General features: G+C 64.9%; 19 protein-coding genes. 17 read left to right on the forward strand and 2 right to left on the reverse strand.

Features of this window, described 5'->3' with window-relative positions:
* Positions 1-199: 199 nt before the first annotated feature.
* Positions 200-457 (forward strand): hypothetical protein, encoded by a 258-nt coding sequence (locus ACTEK7_RS19425; protein ID WP_057028074.1) that lies wholly within the window; start codon positions 200-202, stop codon positions 455-457.
* Positions 454-588, forward strand: coding sequence for a hypothetical protein (locus ACTEK7_RS19430; protein ID WP_260344240.1), 135 nt, complete (start codon positions 454-456; stop codon positions 586-588). The genes ACTEK7_RS19425 and ACTEK7_RS19430 overlap by 4 nt, the downstream gene beginning before the upstream one ends.
* Before the next feature lie 33 nt (positions 589-621).
* Here ACTEK7_RS19430 and ACTEK7_RS19435 read toward each other — a convergent pair whose 3' ends face one another.
* Complete coding sequence (locus ACTEK7_RS19435; RefSeq protein WP_225146440.1) at positions 622-1,785, reverse strand: acyl-CoA desaturase; 1,164 nt, start codon at positions 1,783-1,785, stop codon at positions 622-624.
* 255 nt (positions 1,786-2,040) lie between these two features.
* On the opposite strand from ACTEK7_RS19435, the gene ACTEK7_RS19440 reads away from it, so the two are divergent.
* Positions 2,041-2,811 (forward strand): serine acetyltransferase domain-containing protein, encoded by a 771-nt coding sequence (locus ACTEK7_RS19440; RefSeq protein ID WP_225126320.1) that lies wholly within the window; start codon positions 2,041-2,043, stop codon positions 2,809-2,811.
* A 7-nt stretch (positions 2,812-2,818) separates the two neighbouring features.
* On the opposite strand, the gene ACTEK7_RS19445 is transcribed toward ACTEK7_RS19440, so the two are convergent.
* Positions 2,819-3,337, reverse strand: coding sequence for a DUF2231 domain-containing protein (locus ACTEK7_RS19445; protein WP_035998550.1), 519 nt, complete (start codon positions 3,335-3,337; stop codon positions 2,819-2,821).
* 422 nt (positions 3,338-3,759) lie between these two features.
* On the opposite strand from ACTEK7_RS19445, the gene tolQ reads away from it, so the two are divergent.
* The 14 genes from tolQ (at position 3,760) to ACTEK7_RS19515 (ending at position 20,054) form a co-directional block, all read left to right on the forward strand.
* Positions 3,760-4,476, forward strand: coding sequence for a protein TolQ (tolQ, locus tag ACTEK7_RS19450; RefSeq protein ID WP_008546343.1), 717 nt, complete (start codon positions 3,760-3,762; stop codon positions 4,474-4,476).
* Positions 4,477-4,519: 43 nt separating this feature from the next.
* Positions 4,520-4,972 (forward strand): protein TolR, encoded by a 453-nt coding sequence (tolR, locus tag ACTEK7_RS19455; protein ID WP_036021864.1) that lies wholly within the window; start codon positions 4,520-4,522, stop codon positions 4,970-4,972.
* A gap of 4 nt (positions 4,973-4,976) precedes the next feature.
* Positions 4,977-5,936, forward strand: a complete 960-nt coding sequence (locus tag ACTEK7_RS19460; protein ID WP_225146441.1) for a protein TolA — start codon at positions 4,977-4,979, stop codon at positions 5,934-5,936.
* 30 nt (positions 5,937-5,966) lie between these two features.
* Entirely contained in the window at positions 5,967-7,313 is a 1,347-nt protein-coding gene (tolB, locus tag ACTEK7_RS19465; protein ID WP_225112957.1) for a Tol-Pal system beta propeller repeat protein TolB, read from the forward strand.
* Between the two features lie 78 nt (positions 7,314-7,391).
* Positions 7,392-7,535, forward strand: coding sequence for a hypothetical protein (locus tag ACTEK7_RS19470; protein ID WP_225112956.1), 144 nt, complete (start codon positions 7,392-7,394; stop codon positions 7,533-7,535).
* A gap of 36 nt (positions 7,536-7,571) precedes the next feature.
* Positions 7,572-9,893, forward strand: coding sequence for a putative bifunctional diguanylate cyclase/phosphodiesterase (locus tag ACTEK7_RS19475; protein WP_036021865.1), 2,322 nt, complete (start codon positions 7,572-7,574; stop codon positions 9,891-9,893).
* A 160-nt stretch (positions 9,894-10,053) separates the two neighbouring features.
* A complete protein-coding gene (locus ACTEK7_RS19480; protein ID WP_035998571.1) occupies positions 10,054-10,815 on the forward strand; it encodes an N-acyl amino acid synthase FeeM domain-containing protein in 762 nt (253 codons plus the stop codon).
* 244 nt (positions 10,816-11,059) lie between these two features.
* The gene (pal, locus tag ACTEK7_RS19485) at positions 11,060-11,548 is read left to right on the forward strand and encodes a peptidoglycan-associated lipoprotein Pal (RefSeq protein WP_035998574.1); all 489 of its coding nucleotides are present in this window, start codon (positions 11,060-11,062) and stop codon (positions 11,546-11,548) included.
* Between the two features lie 207 nt (positions 11,549-11,755).
* On the forward strand, positions 11,756-12,838 hold the full coding sequence (gene ybgF / locus ACTEK7_RS19490; RefSeq protein WP_109142503.1) for a tol-pal system protein YbgF: 1,083 nt from the start codon (positions 11,756-11,758) through the stop codon (positions 12,836-12,838).
* 66 nt (positions 12,839-12,904) lie between these two features.
* Positions 12,905-13,960 carry a tRNA lysidine(34) synthetase TilS gene (tilS, locus tag ACTEK7_RS19495; RefSeq protein WP_225146442.1) on the forward strand — a complete coding sequence of 352 codons (1,056 nt, stop codon included), beginning with the start codon at positions 12,905-12,907 and terminating at the stop codon, positions 13,958-13,960.
* Positions 13,961-14,236: 276 nt separating this feature from the next.
* Entirely contained in the window at positions 14,237-16,159 is a 1,923-nt protein-coding gene (gene ftsH / locus ACTEK7_RS19500; protein WP_035998585.1) for an ATP-dependent zinc metalloprotease FtsH, read from the forward strand.
* A gap of 252 nt (positions 16,160-16,411) precedes the next feature.
* On the forward strand, positions 16,412-17,251 hold the full coding sequence (locus tag ACTEK7_RS19505) for a universal stress protein (RefSeq protein WP_225146443.1): 840 nt from the start codon (positions 16,412-16,414) through the stop codon (positions 17,249-17,251).
* A 9-nt stretch (positions 17,252-17,260) separates the two neighbouring features.
* Positions 17,261-18,493, forward strand: a complete 1,233-nt coding sequence (locus tag ACTEK7_RS19510; protein ID WP_225146444.1) for an APC family permease — start codon at positions 17,261-17,263, stop codon at positions 18,491-18,493.
* Between the two features lie 121 nt (positions 18,494-18,614).
* On the forward strand, positions 18,615-20,054 hold the full coding sequence (locus ACTEK7_RS19515; RefSeq protein ID WP_225146445.1) for a hypothetical protein: 1,440 nt from the start codon (positions 18,615-18,617) through the stop codon (positions 20,052-20,054).
* The last annotated feature ends 6 nt before the right edge of the window (positions 20,055-20,060 follow it).

Consider the following 20,060-nt stretch of genomic DNA (forward strand, 5'->3'; position numbering starts at 1 on the left):
GCCCCGAGCCGCCCGCCTGCGCAACCCGCAGGCGGGCGGTTTGGTTTATGTCACACTTCGATGGTCGTCCTGGCGATGCGAAGCGCCTGCGAGGGCTTTGCGAGGCCCATCACGCAGATGTGCAGGATCGATAGAACCCGGACCGCGCGAGCACCGACCAAGCCTTGACTGCGCCTCCGCGGCGCCGACGGGCACGATCATGACCAACATTGAACGCAAACAAATCAGCCAGCGCCTCGCATTGTTCGAGCGCGCGGCCGTGTTGTTCGAGCGCTTCGGCCCTGTGGTGCCGGTGGCGATTGCGTTCCTCAATGGGTGGCCCACGGAAGTTCAGCTCTACCCGGAGTGGCAGCTCGGTGAGTCCTGGCGGTTGTTTCTTAGCGCCTATCTATATTGGGGCGCATCGTACGCACTCAGCCGCGCGGTGTCGTTCGCGAAGGGAAGTATCGTCCCATGATCCTGCTCCGCGATTTCGCGCTTTTCGTCCTGCCCGTGCTGATCGCCGCAGGCGGCTGGCTCTATGCGCTCAGCCTCCGCAAGCAGGCTGACCCCGGCCGCGCCCGCGATGGACGCGCCCCGGCAACATGACCGCTGCCGGCCGGTGTCGCATGGCGTGGAGTTTCAGCGCGCCGTGGCGAGTTGCGCGTGAACCGAGGCCAGGAAGTATTCGTAGGCGTGGTCGACGATCTCGTTGAGCGATCGCGTTCGCGCGAACATCGCCTTGGCCTCCGCGAGAAACTCCTCGCGTGTCGGGATCTTCGGCAGATGCAGATGCGTCAGCGCGTCGACACCTTCATGCGCGCGATTGAGGATGTCGTGCAGCGTCGGCAGCTGCAACTGGGCGAGATCGGCCCGGCGGCGTGCCGACGAGATCGCATGCGCCAGGGTTTGCGCATCGAACCGTCCGGCGAGCTCGCGGGCCGCCCGCTGGATGACCCGCGCGCCGAGCGGCTGCTCGTTGCGCAGCACCTGTTCGGGCGGCGCCTTCATGTTCCAGACGACGCCGATCCACGACAGCAGCGTCAGGATGTAATAGGTCACGTCGACCTCCCACCAGCGAAAGCCCTGTCGCACGCTGCTCTGATAGGCGTGGTGATTGTTGTGCCAGCCCTCACCCAGCGTGACCAATGCCAGCAGCCAGTTGTTACGGGAATCATCGCCGGTCACGTAGCGCTTGCGCCCGTGCACATGGGCAAGCGAATTGATGCAGAAGGTCGCGTGATAGACCAGCACCGTGCTCCAGAGGAAGCCGACCACCAGACCCGGCCATCCTGCGACCAGGAAGCAGAGCCCTGCCAGCACGAAGGCCGGCAGCAGCTCCAGCCGATGCAGCCACATCAGCTCGGGATAGGCGGCGAGATCGCCGACCTTCACGAGGTCGGTTGCGTCGTGCTGCCGGTAAAAGATCCAGCCGAGATGGCTATAGAGGAAGCCGCGGTGACGCGGTGAATGCACGTCGTTTTCAGTGTCGGAATGCAGGTGATGGTGGCGATGCTTGGCGGCCCACCACAACACGCTCTTCTGGGCGCTGCTTTGCGCAAGGCAGGCCAGGATGAACTGAAACACCCGGCTGGTCGCAAACGCCCGATGCGAGAAATAGCGATGGTAGCCGGCTCCGATCGCGAACATCCGCAAGCAATAGAGTGAGACGCAGATCGCGACCGCCTGCCAGGTGACGCCCGACCAGATTGCCGCAAGGCAGCCGAGATGGACCAGCAGGAACGGCAGGGCGGATGGATACATGATGTCGTCGTGCTGGTCGTCGGCGGGGGCGTTGAGCGGCATATTTGAGCGTGACCTCGGATGACGTGGATTCGGAACTGGCCGGCAGCTTGACGTCCGGCGGGTACCAAAACCCGCGGATGCCACCGCGGGCTTCGGCCGAAGGCTGGCCGCAGCTCTCTGGCAAGCAAGCCCGTAGCCTTACGGGGAGCATGGCGCACAGGTGGCCGCGCGTGTTGCCGACGCCAATTGGCGCGCAGGCGGCCTGCGTCCTATATTCGACAGCGAGAAGCAAGCGTCAAAACACCGCAGGCGGCAATGCGGACGGAGACTGCGATCGTGGCGAGCGACATCCTCTGGCAGGAGATACGCGGCGAGGCGCGGCGCGCCGCAGCGGCGGATCCCGTCTTCGGCAAGGCTGTCGCCGATGCCATCCTTGCCCATGACGATTTTACCGCTGCCTTGGCCGATCTGATCGGGCGTCGGCTGGGCGGCAGCGCCGCCGATCGCGAGCGCTTCACGACGTTTTCCCGCGATGCCTTTCGCGGCCAACCGGATCTGGTCGAAGCGGCCGGCCGCGATCTGCGCGCCATCGTGCTCCGTGATCCCGCCATCGCCGGATTGTTGCCGCCGCTGCTGCACTTCAAGGGCTATGTCGCCCTGCAGTCCTGGCGCGTCTCGCACTGGCTATGGCGTCATGACCATCGTGATGCGGCGCTGCTGTTGCAGAACGAGGCTTCGAACGTCCTGCAGGTCAGCATTCATCCGGCCGCGAGCCTCGGCTCGTCGGTTTATCTCGACCATGCCACCGGCATCGTGATCGGTGCCAATGTCGTCATCGGCGACGAGGTGACCATCCTTCAGAATGTCAGCATCGGACGCCATGGCGACCTGCCGATGCGCTCGCCTCGCATCGGTCGCGGCGTGTTCATCGGCTCCGGCGCGACCATCCTCGGCGACATCGAGATCGGCGACTTCGCCAAGATCGGCGCCGGGACTGTCGTGACCGGTGACGTGCCTGGCGGCTGCACCGCAATCGGCAATCCCGCGCGGCTCACCAATTGCCTTGCGGCCGCTTCGTCCGCTTGACTGTCGCTCAGGCGGCGCGGCGGTGGCTTTCGCCGCCATGATGCGGGTTGACCGGCTCCGAGCTGGTCTGGCCCGGCGCATCCAGCACCGCGACGTGGTGGCGATAGACCATTTCCCAGCCCTTCCATCCCGTGAACAGGAGGATGCCGACCACGACCAGGGACAGCACGACGCCCCAGGGCTTGATCGCCGCCTCCGCGCCTTGGGCGTAGCGGAGATAGAAATTGACCAGGGCCAGCACCACCGCCGCGAGATTGCCGACCATGTGGTACCAGGCATCGTTCAGGCGGCGGATGCGTGGCTCGCTGAAGAAGTCGGTGAAGCCGGCTGCGGCGGCAACCAGCGCCATGACGATGCCGGCGCCGATCAGCCACATCGCGGCGCGTGCCCAAAAACCGTCGCCGGTTCCGATGAAGGCCAGATCGGCGATGGGAGCGCCGACCAGGAACGCGACGGGGAACGGAATCAGCATGGGGTGGAGCGGGTGATCGCCGATCGCGGCGGTCGTCTTGGGGTTGATGGACATGGCAGGACCTCGCTGAGAGTGATTTTCCGGACAATTTTCGGCACGAGAGCAGGTTCCTCCGGCCGGTGGGTCCGGAACACGGGATCCGGGGTCCATCCCCCTGCACGGACTGTCTTTCCTGCAACCAAATGCGCCGCCGGTAACCCCGCATTAACCATGGGCGGGCTCTGGTATGTGCGGACAGGCGTGCCCGGAGCCCGACGTCAAGGCCTGGGGTCGAGGCCCCTTAGTTTTGACATCTTGGCGGGGAATGCAGGCGGCCGGCTTTTGACGAGCCTTTGGACGAGCCCTGCACCCCAGAAAGACAAGGCTTTGAGCGGGCTTGCCCGCCGCGCGGGTCCAGCGCGGCTGTTGGGGAACACCGGCCGCGATTTGCTGGCCGAAGGACATTAGGTAACGATCGCCTTGAGAGGATACTGCTTATGAATCCGGCCGAATTGGCTCAGTCAGCCCTTCCGGTTGCTGCCTCCGCCGACGTGTCGCTGATCGCGCTGTTCTGGCAGGCTCACTGGATCGTGAAAGCGGTGATGCTGGGGCTTCTGGCCTGCTCGGTCTGGGTCTGGGCGATCGCCATCGACAAGATCTTTCTCTACGCGCGCACGCGCCGCTCGATGGACCGGTTCGAGCAGGCGTTCTGGTCCGGCGAGTCGATCGAGGAGCTCTATCGCACGCTATCGGCCAAGCCGACGCATTCAATGGCGGCGTGCTTCGTGGCGGCGATGCGCGAGTGGAAGCGCTCGTTCGAGAGCCATGCCCGCTCGGTCGCAGGGCTGCAGATGCGCATCGACAAGGTGATGAACGTCTCGATTGCGCGCGAGGTCGAGCGGCTGGAACGGCGCCTTCTGGTGCTGGCGACCGTCGGCTCCGCCGGCCCCTTCGTCGGCCTGTTCGGCACGGTCTGGGGCATCATGTCGAGCTTCCAGTCGATCGCGGCCTCGAAAAATACCTCTCTGGCGGTGGTCGCCCCCGGTATCGCCGAGGCGCTGTTTGCGACCGCCGTCGGCCTTATCGCCGCCATTCCTGCCACTATTTTCTACAATAAGTTCACCTCCGAGGTGAACCGGCAGGCCCAGCGGCTCGAGGGCTTTGCTGATGAATTTTCAGCCATTCTGTCTCGTCAGATCGACGAGCGGGGCTGACGGACGGCATGTATAGTGTGAAGGGCAATCTGGGCACGCGATCATGGCCATGAACGTTGCGAGTTCGTCCGGCGGCGGCGGGCGCCGCGGCCGGCGCAAGCCGGTCGTGGCCGAGATCAACGTCACGCCGATGGTCGACGTCATGCTGGTGCTGCTCATCATCTTCATGGTGTCGGCACCGATGTTGACGGTCGGCGTCCCGCTCGACCTGCCCCAGACCAGTGCCAAGAGCCTCGAAAACAACGACCAGAAGCCGATCCAGATGTCGGTCGACATCAAGGGCAAGGTGTTCATCAACGACACCGAGATTGCGCTGAACGAGCTGATCCCGAAGCTGAAGGCGATCACCGATGCGCGCGGCGGCCTCGAGGAACGCATCTATCTGCGCGCCGACAAGAAGGCGGATTACGGCACCGTGGCCAAGGTGATGGGCCAGCTCTCGGGCGCCGGATTCAAGAAGCTGGCGCTCGTCACGGAAGCGGATCAGGGGTCTTGAGGCCGTGAAGGTGAACGTCGACAAGACACTCGTTGCGTCGATTGCCCTGCATGTCCTCGTGCTGGGATGGGGGCTCGTCACCTTCAGCAGCAAGGCCTACATCGCTACGCAGGAATCGCTTCCGATCGACATCATCTCCTCCGATCAGCTCGCCAAGATGATGGCGGGGCAGAAGACCGGCAAGAAGGAAGAGCCGAAGCCGAAGGTCGAGAAGATCGCGGAGCCCAAGCCCGAGGAAGACGCCGTCGGCAAGGTCACCGAGAAGAAAGAGCTGATCAAGACCAACTCCCAGCCGGAGCCGCCGCCGAAGCCGGTCGAGAAGCCGGTGGAGAAGAAGCCGGAGCCGCCGAAGCCCGTGGCGGAGGCCAAGCCGAAGGAAGAGCCGAAGCCGCAGGAAAAGAAGCCTGATCCGGCCAAGGAAGATCCGATCGCCGAGCTGCAGAAGAAGATGGAGGCCAAGAAGCCGCCGCCGAAGCCCGTGGAGCAGAAGGTCGCGGCGGTGCAGCCGCAGCAGCAGCCTAAGCCCAAGGAGCGCACCTTCGACCCCGCGCAGATCCAGCGCGACCTCGACAAGCGCGCCGCGACCCGGCACGAGCAGACCGGCTCGGCGTTGAATGCATCAGCCTCGCTGGGCACAGCGACAGGGACGGCCGCCAACAACGTCGCGACTTGGCAGGGAGCTTTCGTCGCTGCCGTCAAGCACTGCTTCAATTTCCCTTATGATGCTCAGGACAGGGATCAGTTTACGGCCGACATAGACATTCAGATGCGCCCCGACGGCACGCTCGCGTCAGCGCCTGTGATTGTCGCGGTTCGAGGACCGTCTCGGGCAATTGCAAATGCGATGGCGGAGAGTGCCAAGCGTGCGATCCAACAGTGTCAGGCCTACACGTTCTTGCCCAAAGCTCAGTACGACACTTGGAAAACGATTGCGCTGACTTTCGATATGAAAGATCAGCAGTAGATGAGACATGAATTAACTCAGGTGAACAAGATGCCATTTCTGACGCGACGTGGATTCATCGCGGCCGCGGGATCGTCAGTCACCCTGCTGGCCGGAGGCGCCGCGACAGCGCAGGGGCGACTTCAAGTCAGTCCCGGCGGATTTCAGCCCATCTCGATCGCGATCAGCAACTTCGTGCCCGGCTCGCCCTCCGACAGCGACGTCGCTAACGGTGTCACGCAGGTCATCACCAACAACCTGAAGCGCTCGGGCCTGTTCGCGCCGATCGACCAGGCCGCCTTCATTGAGCGCATCAGCAACATCGACGTCGCGCCGCAATTCGAGAACTGGAAGACCATCAACGCGCAGGCTCTGGTCACCGGCCGCATGACGCGGCAGCCGGACGGCCGCCTGAAGGCCGAATTCCGCCTGTGGGACGTCCTCTCCGGCCAGCAGCTCACCGGCCAGCAATATTTCACCTCGCCGGAATATTGGCGCCGCATCGCGCACATCATCTCCGATCAGATCTATGAGAAATTGACCGGCGAGAAGGGCTATTTCGACAGCCGCGTCGTGTTCGTGGACGAGACCGGGCCGAAGGAGCGCCGCGTCAAGCGGCTCGCGATCATGGACCAGGACGGCGCCAATGTGCGCTATCTGACCCGCGGCTCCGACCTCGTGCTGACGCCGCGCTTCTCGCCGAATTCGCAAGAGATCACCTACATGGAGTTCGGCCAGGGTGATCCGAAGGTCTATCTCTACAACATCGAGACCGGCCAGCGCGAGATCGTCGGCAATTTCCCCGGCATGACCTTTGCGCCGCGCTTCTCGCCGGACGGGCAGCGCGTCATCATGAGCCTGCAGCAGGGCGGCAATTCCAACCTGTTCGTGATGGATCTGCGCTCGCGCTCGACCACGCGTCTCACCGACACGCCGGCGATCGACACCTCGCCGTCCTATTCGCCCGATGGCAGCCGCATCTGCTTCGAGTCCGATCGTGGCGGCAGGTCGCAGATCTACGTGATGAGTGCGGGCGGCGGACAGGCGCAGCGCATCTCCTTCTCCAAGGATGACACCAACGCCAGCTATTCGACGCCGGTGTGGTCGCCGAAGGGCGACTACATCGCCTTCACCCGGCAGGGCGGCGGGCAGTTCGCGATCGGCGTCATGAAGCCCGACGGCTCGGGCGAGCGGCTGCTCACCTCCGGCTTTCACAACGAAGGCCCGACCTTCTCGCCGAACGGCCGCGTGCTGATGTTCTTCCGCGATCCCGGCGGCAATGGCGGGCCGTCGCTGTACTCGGTCGACATCTCCGGCCGCAACGAATTGAAGGTGCCGACGCCGGGCTTTGCCTCGGACCCGGCATGGTCGCCGCTGTTGTCCTCGACCTCGGGCTGACAACGGCGCAGTTGAAACATCGCGCGTTCAGACGCGCGATGTTTTCGAAAAACCGCGCCGATTTTTTCCGAGTTTGCCGTGACCGGCAACACTTCCTTCACCTTGCGCCCGGCAAGGCTTGCCTACCTGCTTGATATTCCAGCGAAAATCATTTCGCTATTGCCGAAAAACAACCCGACTTTAACGATGTTCCCTCAGAAAAGCTTCATCTCGGCTGGGTAAGACTACGCGCTGAACAGGACGCGCGTACAAACCAAAATGCAGTTCGCAAGCCAGAGCGGAGAGCAGGGGCAGCCGCCGCCGGTCAATCCGGCGGCGCAGATCGATTCGCTCTTTGAAGCGCCCGGACCGCTGCTGGCCGGTCTCATCTTCGTGTCGATCGGTGCTGCGCTGACTGCGCTGAAGACAGGTGAGCCCCTGATTTGGGCGTGCGTGGCGCTGCTCGTCTTGGCCGGAACGGTGCGGGCGATCGATTTGCGTCGCTATCAGGGACGCAAGTCGAGCGTGACCGCCGAGGCGGCCAAACGCTGGCAGGCGCGGTATCAGATCGGCGCGAAGATCCAGGCCGCGGCGATCGGCATCTGGTGCGGCACGACTCTGCTCGCCACCGACGACGCGGTCGCGCATATGATTGCCCTGTCGGTCACGACAGGCATTGCCGCAGGGGGAGCGGGAAGGGCGTACGGACGACCGTCGATCTTCCATCTGCAGGCGCTGCTCATTTTCGCCCCGGCGGTGCTGGCATTGGCGTGGCGCGGCACGCCCTACTACATCGCGATGGCCGTTGTGAGCGCGGCCTTCCTGCTGGCGATCATGCAGCTCTCGGTCAACTTGCACCGGATCTTCATGGGCGCCGTGGTGGCGCGCGAGCGCGAAGCCGCACTTGCGGGCCAGTTCGATACCGCCCTCAACAACATGCCGCACGGTCTTTGCATGTTCCATCGCGATGGCCAGCTCGCGGTGATGAATCACCGCTTCGCGGCGATGATGAACCTGCCCGACCATCTGCCTCGGAGCGGCGCCAGCGCGCGCGACATCATCGCGGCATGCGTGCAGGCAAGATCCATCTCGAGCGCGGACGGCGAGCATATCGTCGCCGGCATCGAAAGTTCGCGGGAGAAGGAGATCATCACCGCCGAGGCGAACCTGGAGCGAAATCGGTCACTGTGCTGGACCGTTCAGCCGATGGCGGACGGAGGGGCGGTGCTGCTGCTCGAGGACATCACCGAGCGGCGCAACGCCGAGGCCAAGATCACCCATCTTGCGCGATACGACGACCTGACGGCGTTGCCGAACAGGGTCAACTTCCGCGACCAGATCGAGCACCTGCTGGCTGTCTCCCACGATGCGGCGCAGCTCTCCGCGCTGCTGTTCATCGACCTCGACCAGTTCAAGCAGGTCAACGACACGCTGGGCCATCCCTGCGGCGACCAGCTCCTGTGCGCCGTCGCCAACCGCCTGCGCGAGATGCTGCGCCCCGAGGATTTCGTCGCCCGGTTCGGCGGCGACGAGTTCGTCGTGTTCCAGCAGAACCTCACGTCGCCCGAGGATGCCGCGGCACTCGCCCGCCGCATCGTCGAGCGGTTGAGCGAGCGGTACCGCATCGACAATCATCTGGTCGAGATCGGCGCCAGCGTCGGCATCGCGCTGACCTCGCCGGAGGGCACCAGCGCCGACACGCTGCTCAAGAACGCCGACATGGCGCTGTACCGCGCCAAAGCCGACGGCCGCGGCACCTATTGTTTCTTCCGCGACGAGATGGCCGCGACCGTCGAGGCGCGCCGCATCCTCGAGCTCGACCTGCGCAAGGCGCTCGCCAACGAGGAATTCGAGCTGTTCTTCCAGCCGCTGGTCAATCTGAGGTCCGGCAAGATCACCACCTGCGAAGCGCTGCTGCGCTGGAATCATCCGGTGCGCGGCACGGTCTCGCCGGTCGACATCATCCCGGTCGCCGAGGACATGGGCCTGATCGTCGATCTCGGCCGCTGGATCCTGCGCCGCGCCTGCATGGAATGCATGAAGTGGCCGGAGGGTGTCAGCGTCGCCGTTAATTTCTCGCCGCAACAATTCCACCAGCGCGACGTCCTGAGCGAAATCCGCTACGCGCTCGAAGTGTCGGGCCTGCCGGCGCATCGTCTGGAGATCGAGATCACCGAGTCCTCGCTGCTGCGCAACACCCAGCTCACCCACGACATCCTGTCGCAATTGCATGCGCTCGGCGTGCGCATCTCGCTCGACGATTTCGGCACCGGCTATTCCAGCCTCAGCTACCTGCACAATTTCCCGATGCAGAAGGTGAAGATCGATCGCTCCTTCCTCGAAGGCATCGATTCCGACCGGCCGCTGACGCTGCTGCGCGGTGTCGCGCGGCTGTCCGCCGACCTCGGCATGGCCGTCGTGGTCGAAGGCATCGAGACCAACGAGCAGCTCGAGCTGATCAGCGCCGACGGCACCGTGACCGAAGGGCAGGGCTACCTGTTCAGCCGGCCCGTACCGGCGGTGCGGATCCGGCAATTGCTCAACGCCTCGCATGGTCGTCGCGTGCCCGACGACCAGCTCGCCCTCGTGTCGTCGCGATAGGCCCGATTCCCTTCCCCTCTCTCGCAATCGGCTCCCATCGGCACCGTAGTCTTGCGGGCTCGCAAAGGTTAACCCTAACGATTCTATAGCTTTGCAATTCCGTTAAGGAACCATTAAGGTCTGGCTACTCGTGGAAGTTGCTTGGAGTCAGAGGTTGCAGATGAAGTCCGGAGCCGAACCGAACACGGCGCTCCTTCCACGAGGCGCCGCGTTGTTTGACCGCATCGATTATCGGCTCATCGAAACGCCCGAGGACAAGGACAACCTGTATCTGATGCGCTACCGCGCCTATCTGCAGGCCGGTCTGATCGAGCCATCACCTTCGCTGCGCGTCAGCGATCGTTTCGACGAAACGCCCAACACCTGGAATTTCGGGGTCTATGTTGACGGAGAGCTTTGCAGCTCCGTCCGCATCCATCTGCTGACGTCGGAATGGCGGATGTCCTATACCACCGAGGTGTTCGGCGACATCCTGCATCCCCGCCTCGATCGCGGCGAGGTTTTTGTCGATCCATGCCGGCTCGTTGCAGATCCCGACAAGCACCACCGTTTTCCCGAGCTGCCCTATTTGACCGTCCGCCTCGCCTTTGTCGCGTGCGATCATTTCAACGCCGACACCGGCCTTGCCATGATCCGGACCGATCATCAGGCGTTCTACCGCCGCATCTTCCTGCACGAGACCATTTCGCCGGAGCCGCGGGGCTTTCCGGGCTGGCCCACCAAGAAGGCGGTCCTGATGGCCACCGACGTCCGGCGGCAGCGGGACAAGGTGCTCGCGCGCTTTCCGATCATGCGCTCCAGCGCGTTCGAGCGGCGCATGCTGTTTGAACGCAGCATCCCCCGGCAGGCCGCCACGCGGCCGATTCTGCTCACCACGCCGCGGACCCTGGACGTGGCCTCTCAAGCGCTCGGTTCAGTCTAGGCGGGCGCTCGCCGGTCATTTCGGCCCAAAATTCCAGCAAGTGCCGGCTCTTTTGCCGGCCGACGCGGCTTGCCTTCACCCTCGCGCCACATTTACAACCCATTAACCATGACGTTTGCTTTTCGCTGGTTGGGGGCATTTGACCGGCTGAGGCAAGGTTCCGTCAAGGTTGACGGAACGTTCGCTTAACCAACCCCCTGTAGACCGGACAGCAGTGGACTAACGTGAGCGTGGAGGCTCCGGAATGAGACATCCTATGCGTATCCTCCAGGGATTGAAGCTGGCCGCGGTGCTCGCCGTCGCGCTGTCGATGGGCGCCTGCGCCAACAAGAATGCCGCGACGGATGCGATGGCCAATGCGGCGACGCCCGGCAGCCAGCAGGACTTCGTCGTCAACGTCGGCGACCGCGTGTTCTTCGAAAGCGACCAGACCGATCTGACCCCGCAGGCGATCGTGACCCTGGAGAAGCAGGCGCAGTGGCTGCAGACCTATCCGCGCTACTCCTTCACCATCGAAGGTCATGCCGACGAGCGCGGCACCCGCGAATACAACATCGCGCTCGGCGCCCGCCGTGCCCAGTCGGTCCGTTCGTTCCTCGCCTCGCGCGGCATCGACCCGAACCGCATGCGCACGATCTCCTACGGCAAGGAACGGCCGGTCGCCGTCTGTAACGACATCTCCTGCTGGTCGCAGAACCGCCGCGCCGTCACTGTCCTGAACGCCAGCTCCTGACGCTCGGTCAGGTCCCCGGTGGTCAGTCAGGCCCCGTTCAGCTTTGCAATTGGATGATGCCGGCGCCCTCTCGGGCGCCGGTTTCGTTTCAGCATTCTGTGACTGAAAACCCCTTGGTATCAGTCACATTTTTGGCGTACTCCACTTCGATGTGTGGCGCGTCGAGGGTTCCGTCGCAGGCCATTTCGCTTTCGTCGTCAGGGCAAGATGTCATCCAGATTTAAGGCTTTTACCGGTACCGCGGCGACCGCCGCGCTGCTCTCTTTGTGCTCGCCCGCGCTTGCGCAATCGGTCTACGGGCAGTCGGATGATGTCGACCCGGAGATGCGGATCGAGCGGCTGGAGAACCGGCTGCGCCAGCTCACCGGCCAGAACGAGGAGCTGCAATATCGCAACCGCCAGCTCGAAGAGCGCCTGCGGGCGCTCGAGGGCGGCGCGCAAGGGGCGCCCGGGCAGGCACCCAACGTCGCGGCGATGCCGCCCGCGCAGATCGCACCCAGCCAGATTGCACCAGGTCAGGTCGCGCCCGGCTATCGCCAGCCGCCGCCGCAACAGCAAGCCGCGCAGCCGAGCTACGAGCAGCCGCAGATCGCCGCGCCCGCGCCGATCGTTCAGGAGCAGCCGGCGCCCGGCGCTCCCGGCACACGCCGCCGCGGCGATGCCTTCGACCCCAACCAGAACCCGAATGCACCCGGCGCGCCGCGCGCACTCGGCGGCGGGCAGCAGCCGATGCCGGCGGTCACGCCTGGCGGCGGCCGCAATGCGGGCGAGCCGCTCGATCTCGCCAACACCAGCCCGCGCTACCAACAAGGTGTGCCGCCGGCCGCGCAGCCCGGCTATCCGCCGGCACAATCGGGTTATCCCGCACCGGCCGGTGGCGCTGCTTTGGCCACCCTGCCGCCGTCGGCGACGCCCCGCGACGAGTTCGACCTCGGCATCGGCTACATGCAGCGCAAGGACTACGCGCTGGCCGAGCAGACCATGAAGAACTTCACGCAGAAATTTCCGAGCGACCCGCTGGTCGGCGACGCGCAATACTGGCTCGGCGAGAGCTATTTCCAGCGCCAGCAATATCGCGATTCCGCCGAAGCGTTCCTCGCCGTCACCACCAAATACGAGAAATCGGCCAAGGCGCCGGATGCGCTGCTGCGGCTCGGCCAGTCGCTCGCCGCGCTGAAGGAGAAGGAGGCCGCCTGCGCCGCCTTCGGCGAGATCGGCCGCAAATATCCGCGCGCCTCCGCCGGCGTCAAAGCCGCCGTCGATCGCGAGCAGAAGCGGGTGAAGTGCTGATCCGCTGACAAAGCGGATGGCGTTGCGCTAAACATTCGATCCATTCCCGCGGACGATTGCAGCGTCATGTCAGACGACGACGATTCACCGATCTCGGCGCGCGAGGCGAGGCGGCTCTTCGCGGGCCTGAGAGATGCCCCGGCGCTGGTGCTCGCGGTCTCCGGCGGGCCCGACTCGGTTGCCCTGATGTGGCTTGCAGCGCGCTGGCAGCGCAGCCTCGCGCGAGGCCCGCAACTCACGGTCGTCACGATTGATCACGGCCTGCGCCCGGAGGCCGCCCGCGAGGCGCGCGAGGTCAAGCGGCTCGCCTCGGCGCTCGGATTGCCGCACCGGACCCTGCGCTGGCGCGGTGAAAAGCCGAAGACGGGGCTGCCTGCCGCCGCGCGCGAGGCCCGCTATCGCCTGCTCGCACAGGCCGCGCGTGCCGCCGGCGCGAGCCATGTCCTGACGGCCCACACCCGCGACGATCAGGCCGAGACCCTGTTGATGCGCCTGTTCCGCGGCAGCGGACTTGCCGGGCTCTCGGCCATGGCTCCATTCACCGAGCGCGACGGAATCGTGCTGGCGCGCCCGTTGCTCGACGTTCCGAAATCGCAGCTGATCGCGACCTTGCGGCGGGCGAGGATCGGCTTTGCCGAGGATCCCACCAACCGCGACACCGCCTTCACACGGCCGCGGCTGCGCGCGCTGCTGCCGCTCCTCGCGGCCGAGGGCGGCGACGCCAGAAATCTGGCGCGGCTCGCGACAAGGCTGGCGCGGGCCAATGCGGCGGTCGAGGTGCTTGCCGACGGCGCCGAGCGCTTCCTCCGCCTGCGGGATCGCGGCGATGCGCCGCAGGCGAGTGTCAGGAGCTTCGAGGCCGCGACCTTTGCCGCCCTGCCGGAGGAGGTGCGGCTGCGGCTCCTGCTGCGGGCCATCAACGCGCTCGGCCATGAAGGGCCGGCGGAACTCGGCAAGGTCGAAACCCTGATGTCGGTGCTTGATCGGGCGATCGCCGGCCCCGGTGCAGCCGCAACTGGCCGGCCGGTTCTGAAGCAGACCCTCGCGGGAGCCTTGATCAGCCTTGCCGGCGGGCGTATCCAGATCGCGCCGGCGCCGGCCCGGCGGCGCAAGGGCAGATGAGCGCGACGAGAGCGGATCATGACACCGGTCAATTCGCGTCCGTGCCGTCAGGCCACCTTAACCAGGCAGGAAAAACCCGGGTTCGGACGCCATGATTTCAGCGGGAATCGCGCTAAGATGGGATAAATAGTCCCATCTCGTTCCCTTGGCAGCGACCGGGGCGGCACCTAAATTGTATCCGTCTAACGATGAGGATTCCTTGGGATTTCCTCGCATTGACCAAATCAACTGCCCAAGGATCACGGCCGCGATCCGCGCGACCACGAAGGAAGATCGATGAACGCCAATCTGCGCAATTTCGCCCTCTGGGTCATCATTGTCTTGCTGCTGTTGGCGTTGTTCACGCTCTTCCAGAATCCGGGTCAGCGGGCCTCCTCGCAGGACATCGCCTTCTCGCAGCTGCTGAGCGAAGTTGACCGCGGCAATGTGCGCGACGTCGTGATCCAGGGGCCGGACATCCACGGCACCTTCACCAACGGCTCCAGCTTCCAGACTTACGCGCCGAACGACCCGACGCTGGTAAAGCGCCTCTATGACAGCAAGGTGCAGATCACCGCGAAGCCGCCCGGCGACAACGTGCCGTGGTTCGTCTCGCTCTTGGTCTCCTGGCTGCCCTTCATCGCGCTGATCGGCGTCTGGATTTTCCTGTCGCGGCAGATGCAGGGCGGCGCCGGCAAGGCGATGGGCTTCGGCAAGTCGCGTGCGAAGATGCTGACGGAGGCCCATGGCCGCGTCACCTTCGAAGACGTCGCCGGCGTCGACGAAGCCAAGCAGGACCTGCAGGAGATCGTCGAGTTCCTGCGCGACCCCGGCAAATTCCAGCGCCTCGGCGGCCGCATTCCGCGCGGCGTGCTGCTGGTCGGCCCTCCCGGCACCGGTAAGACCCTGATCGCGCGTGCGGTCGCGGGCGAAGCCAACGTGCCGTTCTTCACCATCTCCGGTTCCGACTTCGTCGAGATGTTCGTCGGCGTCGGCGCGAGCCGCGTCCGCGACATGTTCGAGCAGGCCAAGAAGAATGCGCCCTGCATCATCTTCATCGACGAAATCGATGCCGTCGGTCGTCACCGTGGCGCCGGTCTCGGCGGCGGCAATGACGAGCGCGAGCAGACGCTGAACCAGCTGCTGGTCGAGATGGACGGCTTCGAGGCCAACGAAGGCGTGATCCTGATCGCCGCCACCAACCGTCCCGACGTGCTCGATCCCGCGCTGCTGCGTCCGGGCCGCTTCGACCGTCAGGTCGTGGTGCCGAACCCCGACGTCGTCGGCCGCGAGCAGATCCTGAAGGTGCATGTTCGCAAGGTTCCGCTGGCGCCCGATATCAACCTCAAGACCATCGCGCGCGGCACCCCGGGCTTCTCCGGCGCCGACCTGATGAACCTCGTCAACGAGGCCGCTTTGACCGCCGCCCGCCGCAACAAGCGGATGGTGACGCAGGCCGAGTTCGAGGAGGCCAAGGACAAGGTGATGATGGGCGCCGAGCGCAAGTCGCTCGTCATGACCGAGGAAGAGAAGTTGCTCACGGCCTATCACGAGGGCGGCCACGCCATCGTCGGCCTCAACGTGCCCGCGACCGATCCGATCCACAAGGCGACCATCATCCCGCGCGGCCGTGCGCTCGGCATGGTCATGCAGCTGCCCGAGCGCGACAAGCTGTCGATGTCGCTGGAGCAGATGACCTCGCGCCTCGCCATCATGATGGGCGGCCGCGTCGCCGAAGAGCTGATCTTCGGCCGCGAGAAGGTGACCTCGGGCGCGGCGTCCGACATCGAGCAGGCCACGCGCCTGGCCCGCATGATGGTGACGCGCTGGGGCCTGTCGGAAGAGCTCGGCACCGTCTCCTATGGCGAGAACCAGGACGAGGTCTTCCTCGGCATGTCGGTGTCGCGCACGCAGAACGCCTCCGAAGCCACCGTCCAGAAGATCGATTCCGAGATCAAGCGTCTGGTCGAGGAAGGCTACAAGGAGGCGACGCGCATCCTCACCGAGAAGCGCGCCGATCTCGAGACGCTGGCCAAGGGCCTGCTCGAGTTCGAGACGCTGACCGGCGACGAGATCGTCGACCTGCTCAAGGGCAAGAAGCCGAACCGTGAGTCCGTGCTCGAGCCGACCACACCGCGCGCCTCCGCCGTGCCCCCGGCCGGCAAGCCGCGCCCGCGTCCCGATCCGGATCCCGGCCTGGAGCCGCAGCCGCAGGCGTAATTCCAAGCGGCAGTTGAGAATCGAAAAACGCGGCGGTAACGCCGCGTTTTTTATTGTCCGAGCGCGCTTCGCGAGCTGGCATTGCGCTGGCCCCTCCCGCAAGGCAGGCGCCGCCGAACCAAAGCGTTCTGTTCCGGCGCCATCGTTCGAGCCTGGGCCGTTTTGCCACAGCCATCCGGCTAAATCGGTTGCGGTGGGTCAAGAAGGAGCATCTCGACAGCGTTAGGTTCCGACTCGTCAAAGGAGGCACACATGGCTTTCAAGGATGTTCTGTTGACCCTGGCGAGCTACCCGGAGCCGACGCCGGTTTCAGTGATCGACGATGCCGTCTCGGTGGCCGCCACCCTGGGGGCGCACCTCGCAGCCATTTCCTGCGAGGTCCATGCGGAGGTGCGCGCAAGCCTGCTCGGGGATGTCATCCTGGACATACCCGCGCTTATTGCGCGCGAGGCCGCCAAGAGCCGCGAGAATGCGAAAGCCCTGCTTGCCGCATTCGAAGCCTCCGCCGACAAATCCGGCGTCCGGCATGAGACCATCTTCGAGCACTGTGCAACCGCCAGCGAGGCCGCGCTGCTGGTTGACTATGCAAGGCTTCGGGATCTCACGATCATGGCGGTGCCGGACTCCCATGATCTGGGGTACGCCGAGGAGGTGATCTTCGAATCCGGCAGGCCGACGCTGATCCTGCCCACCGGCCCGCGGTCGCGTCCGTTGCGGCTCGACGCCATCTGCGTGGCTTGGGACTTCAGCCGCACCGCTGCGCGAGCGGTTTCCGACGCACTTCCTTTGCTTGAAAGCGCAAGAAGTGTGCGCGTCGTGACTGTCACCAATGAAAAGCCCCTGGATTCCAGACATTCCGGCCGAGAACTGGCGAAGAACCTGGCTCGTCACGGCATCGAGGTCGTGCTGGATGAGATCGATGCCGAGAGCAAGCCGATCGACGAGGTCCTCACATCTTACGTGCTGTCCCACGGCATCGACGTCCTCGTGATGGGCGCGTACGGAACGCCGAGGTGGCGGGAATTCGTGCTCGGCGGCGCGACCAGGGGCCTGCTGTCCAAGCCGCCGATCCCGATCCTGTTTTCGCATTGACGCTTGGTGATGCAGGAGGTGGCGCCGCTCGGGTCTACGAAACTCGTCAGATCGCTGACGCTCACGCACGCGGTCCTCTATGGGCTCGGCGTGACGATCGGCGCCGGAATCTACGTCCTGGTGGGCGCGGCCGCTGCCCGGAGCGGAATGCATGCACCTCTGGCGTTCCTCGTTGCCGCGGTCGTGATGGGCGTGACGGCCGGGAGCTTTGCCGAACTGGGCACGCGACTGCCGGTCGCGGCGAGCGAGGCCGCCTATGTCCAGGCCGCGTTTCATCGAAAATGGCTCAGCGGTGCCACAGGGTTGCTCGTGGTGGCTGCAGCGACGATTTCGGGCGCGACCATCACCGTTGGGAGCGCCGGCTACATCAGCGTGTTCCTGCCGCTGCCTGCCAGCTGGATCATCGCCGGCGTTGTGCTCGCGATGGGAGCGATCGCCTGCCTGTCCGCGGTTCAGTCCATCAGCTTCGCCGGCTTGATGACGGTCGTGGAGATCGGAGGATTGGTCCTCATTGTCGGAGCCGGGCTGTTTGAGGGCGACGCCCTGGTCTCCCGGCTGCCCGAACTGTTGGCTCCCCTGAACGATAAAGCAGCGTGGACCGGGATCGCACAGACATCGCTGCTCGCCGTGTTTGCATTCATCGGGTTCGAGCACCTCGTGAACATCTCCGAGGAAATGAAAAATCCGTCCCAAACGCTGCCTTGGGCGCTCTTCATCACCCTCGGCGTGACGGCGCTCCTCTACATGATTGTCGTCTGGGTTGCGGTGGTCGCGGTGCACCCGGCCGAGCTCGCGCACGCCTCGGCTCCGCTTGCTTTGGTCTTTCAGCGGTTGACTGGTCTTCCCCTCTCGGTATTGAGCGTCATCGCGATCGTTGCGACGGTCAACGGGATCATCGTTCACATGCTGATGATCGGACGTGTGCTGTACGGGCTTGCGGACCAAGGCAGCCTTCCGGCCTTTCTGGCCCGGGTGAACGCCAGAAGCGGAGCGCCGGTGGTTGCAACCCTCTTCGGCGTGGGCGCCATCCTGATCCTCGCGCTCGGCATTCCCTTGACCGGATTGGCCGAATGGACCTCACGCCTGACGCTCGGGATCTTCGTCCTGGTCAACCTGGCGCTTCTTCGCATCAAGACGAGAGAATCCAAGCCTCCCGCCGGCGTGTTCTTCGTGCCCATTTGGGTGCCGATCGCAGGACTGTTCACAAGCGCCGCGTTGCTCCTGATCGATCTCGTGCGATAGCGCCCGCGTGGCGTTTTGGCGGAGGGCCCGGGCGTTGCGATGGCGGTTCTCTCGCTTCCGCACGCGCGATCGGTGAAACATTAAAGAACACCTTAACAATTAAGGCCTAGCTTGGCCCGCCATGACTGATCAGGTCGTCTCCAGCGCGGTTCAACCGTTTTCGGCGCGTGCAGTGCTCCCTTGGGCTGTGGGGCTCGCCGTCTACGCTGTATTGCTGGCTGTCGGCCCGAAGCTGCTCGGAGATCCCGACAGCTATTCTCACGTCGAGCTCGGGCGCTGGATCATGGCGCATGGGGCCCTGCCGACGAGTGATCCATTTTCGTTTTCGAAGCATGGCGCGCCCTGGATCACGTTCGAATGGCTGTCGGAAGTCATCTATGCCGGAGCCTACGTCCTGTCCGGCTGGTCCGGCGTCGTCGTCGTCGCGGCCGCGGCGATCGCACTCGCCTTTGGTCTGCTCACATACTTCCTGCTGCGCGAGCTGTCGCCGACCCAGACGCTGATCATGGTGATCGCGGCCGTCATCCTGACGGCGCCGCACATGTTGGCGCGGCCACACGTGCTCGTGATGCCCATCATGGTGATCTGGGCGGCTGCCCTGGTGCGTTGCATGGATCATGGCAGGCCGCCACCATACTGGGCCCTGCCGCTGCTGGTCGTGTGGGGCAATCTGCACGGCAGCGGAGTGCTGGCGCTTGGCTTGATTGGACCCGTGGTGCTCGAGGCGCTGCTGCGCGAGGAGCGAAGCCAATGGCCACGCGTGCTGCTGCGCTGGGTGCCATTCACACTGCTTGCCGTCGCCGCATCCTGCCTGACGCCGCATGGGCCGGAACCGCTGCTGATGCCGATCACGACACTCGGCCTCGGTCCCGCGCTCGCCTGGATCGCGGAATGGCGGCCGCAGGATTTCAGCCGCATCGGCGGCTTCGAGCTGCTGTTGCTGGGGGGCATCTTCGCGCTCTCGCGCGGCGTCACGCTGCCGGTCGTGCGGACCCTCGTGGTGATCGGCTTGCTCCATTTCGCGCTGGCGCAGATGCGCAATGCGGATCTGCTGGCCATGCTGGCACCGCTCTACCTCGCGGCCCCGCTGGCCCGGAGGTTCGGCGGGCCGAGCGGGAACGAGACCGACCGCTCCTCGCGTGGCTTGAACCTGGCGGCATTCGGCATCTTGGCCGCGATGAGTGGATTGGCGCTGGCGCGCGACATCCGGCCGGCTCCCCTCATCACCCCCGAGGCGGCGGTCGCCCGTGCCGACCTCGCCAAGGCGGGGCCGCTGCTCAACGATTATTCCTTCGGCGGCTATTTGGTCTTTGCCGGCATTCCAACCTTCATCGACGGCCGCGCGGAACTGTTCGGCGGACCGTTCATCGACCGCTACAATCGCGCCCTGGCGCTGATTGACCTCGGAGATTTTCTCAAGCTGCTCGACGACTACAAGATCCGCGCGACGCTGCTCGCACCGAATACGCCCGCCACAGCGATGCTTGATCGGTTGCCGCACTGGCAGCGCGTGTACAGCGACGATGTGGCGGTCGTCCACAAGCGTCGGGAGATGCAGTAAAGCCCG

It is taken from the genome of Bradyrhizobium sp. JHI2711 (assembly GCF_056156565.1).

Excerpts from the sequence above, each read along its gene's own strand:
- ybgF (WP_109142503.1), top strand. The coding sequence starts at position 11,756 with ATGTCATCCAGATTTAAGGCTTTTACCGGTACCGCGGCGACCGCCGCG.
- ACTEK7_RS19425 (WP_057028074.1), top strand. The coding sequence starts at position 200 with ATGACCAACATTGAACGCAAACAAATCAGCCAGCGCCTCGCATTGTTC.
- tolQ (WP_008546343.1), top strand. The coding sequence starts at position 3,760 with ATGAATCCGGCCGAATTGGCTCAGTCAGCCCTTCCGGTTGCTGCCTCC.
- ACTEK7_RS19515 (WP_225146445.1), top strand. The coding sequence starts at position 18,615 with ATGACTGATCAGGTCGTCTCCAGCGCGGTTCAACCGTTTTCGGCGCGT.
- ACTEK7_RS19475 (WP_036021865.1), top strand. The coding sequence starts at position 7,572 with ATGCAGTTCGCAAGCCAGAGCGGAGAGCAGGGGCAGCCGCCGCCGGTC.
- ftsH (WP_035998585.1), top strand. The coding sequence starts at position 14,237 with ATGAACGCCAATCTGCGCAATTTCGCCCTCTGGGTCATCATTGTCTTG.
- ACTEK7_RS19505 (WP_225146443.1), top strand. The coding sequence starts at position 16,412 with ATGGCTTTCAAGGATGTTCTGTTGACCCTGGCGAGCTACCCGGAGCCG.
- ACTEK7_RS19440 (WP_225126320.1), top strand. The coding sequence starts at position 2,041 with ATGCGGACGGAGACTGCGATCGTGGCGAGCGACATCCTCTGGCAGGAG.
- tolB (WP_225112957.1), top strand. The coding sequence starts at position 5,967 with ATGCCATTTCTGACGCGACGTGGATTCATCGCGGCCGCGGGATCGTCA.
- tolR (WP_036021864.1), top strand. The coding sequence starts at position 4,520 with ATGGCCATGAACGTTGCGAGTTCGTCCGGCGGCGGCGGGCGCCGCGGC.
- ACTEK7_RS19430 (WP_260344240.1), top strand. The coding sequence starts at position 454 with ATGATCCTGCTCCGCGATTTCGCGCTTTTCGTCCTGCCCGTGCTGATC.
- ACTEK7_RS19445 (WP_035998550.1), bottom strand. The coding sequence starts at position 3,337 with ATGTCCATCAACCCCAAGACGACCGCCGCGATCGGCGATCACCCGCTC.
- pal (WP_035998574.1), top strand. The coding sequence starts at position 11,060 with ATGAGACATCCTATGCGTATCCTCCAGGGATTGAAGCTGGCCGCGGTG.
- ACTEK7_RS19435 (WP_225146440.1), bottom strand. The coding sequence starts at position 1,785 with ATGCCGCTCAACGCCCCCGCCGACGACCAGCACGACGACATCATGTAT.
- ACTEK7_RS19510 (WP_225146444.1), top strand. The coding sequence starts at position 17,261 with ATGCAGGAGGTGGCGCCGCTCGGGTCTACGAAACTCGTCAGATCGCTG.
- ACTEK7_RS19480 (WP_035998571.1), top strand. The coding sequence starts at position 10,054 with ATGAAGTCCGGAGCCGAACCGAACACGGCGCTCCTTCCACGAGGCGCC.
- tilS (WP_225146442.1), top strand. The coding sequence starts at position 12,905 with ATGTCAGACGACGACGATTCACCGATCTCGGCGCGCGAGGCGAGGCGG.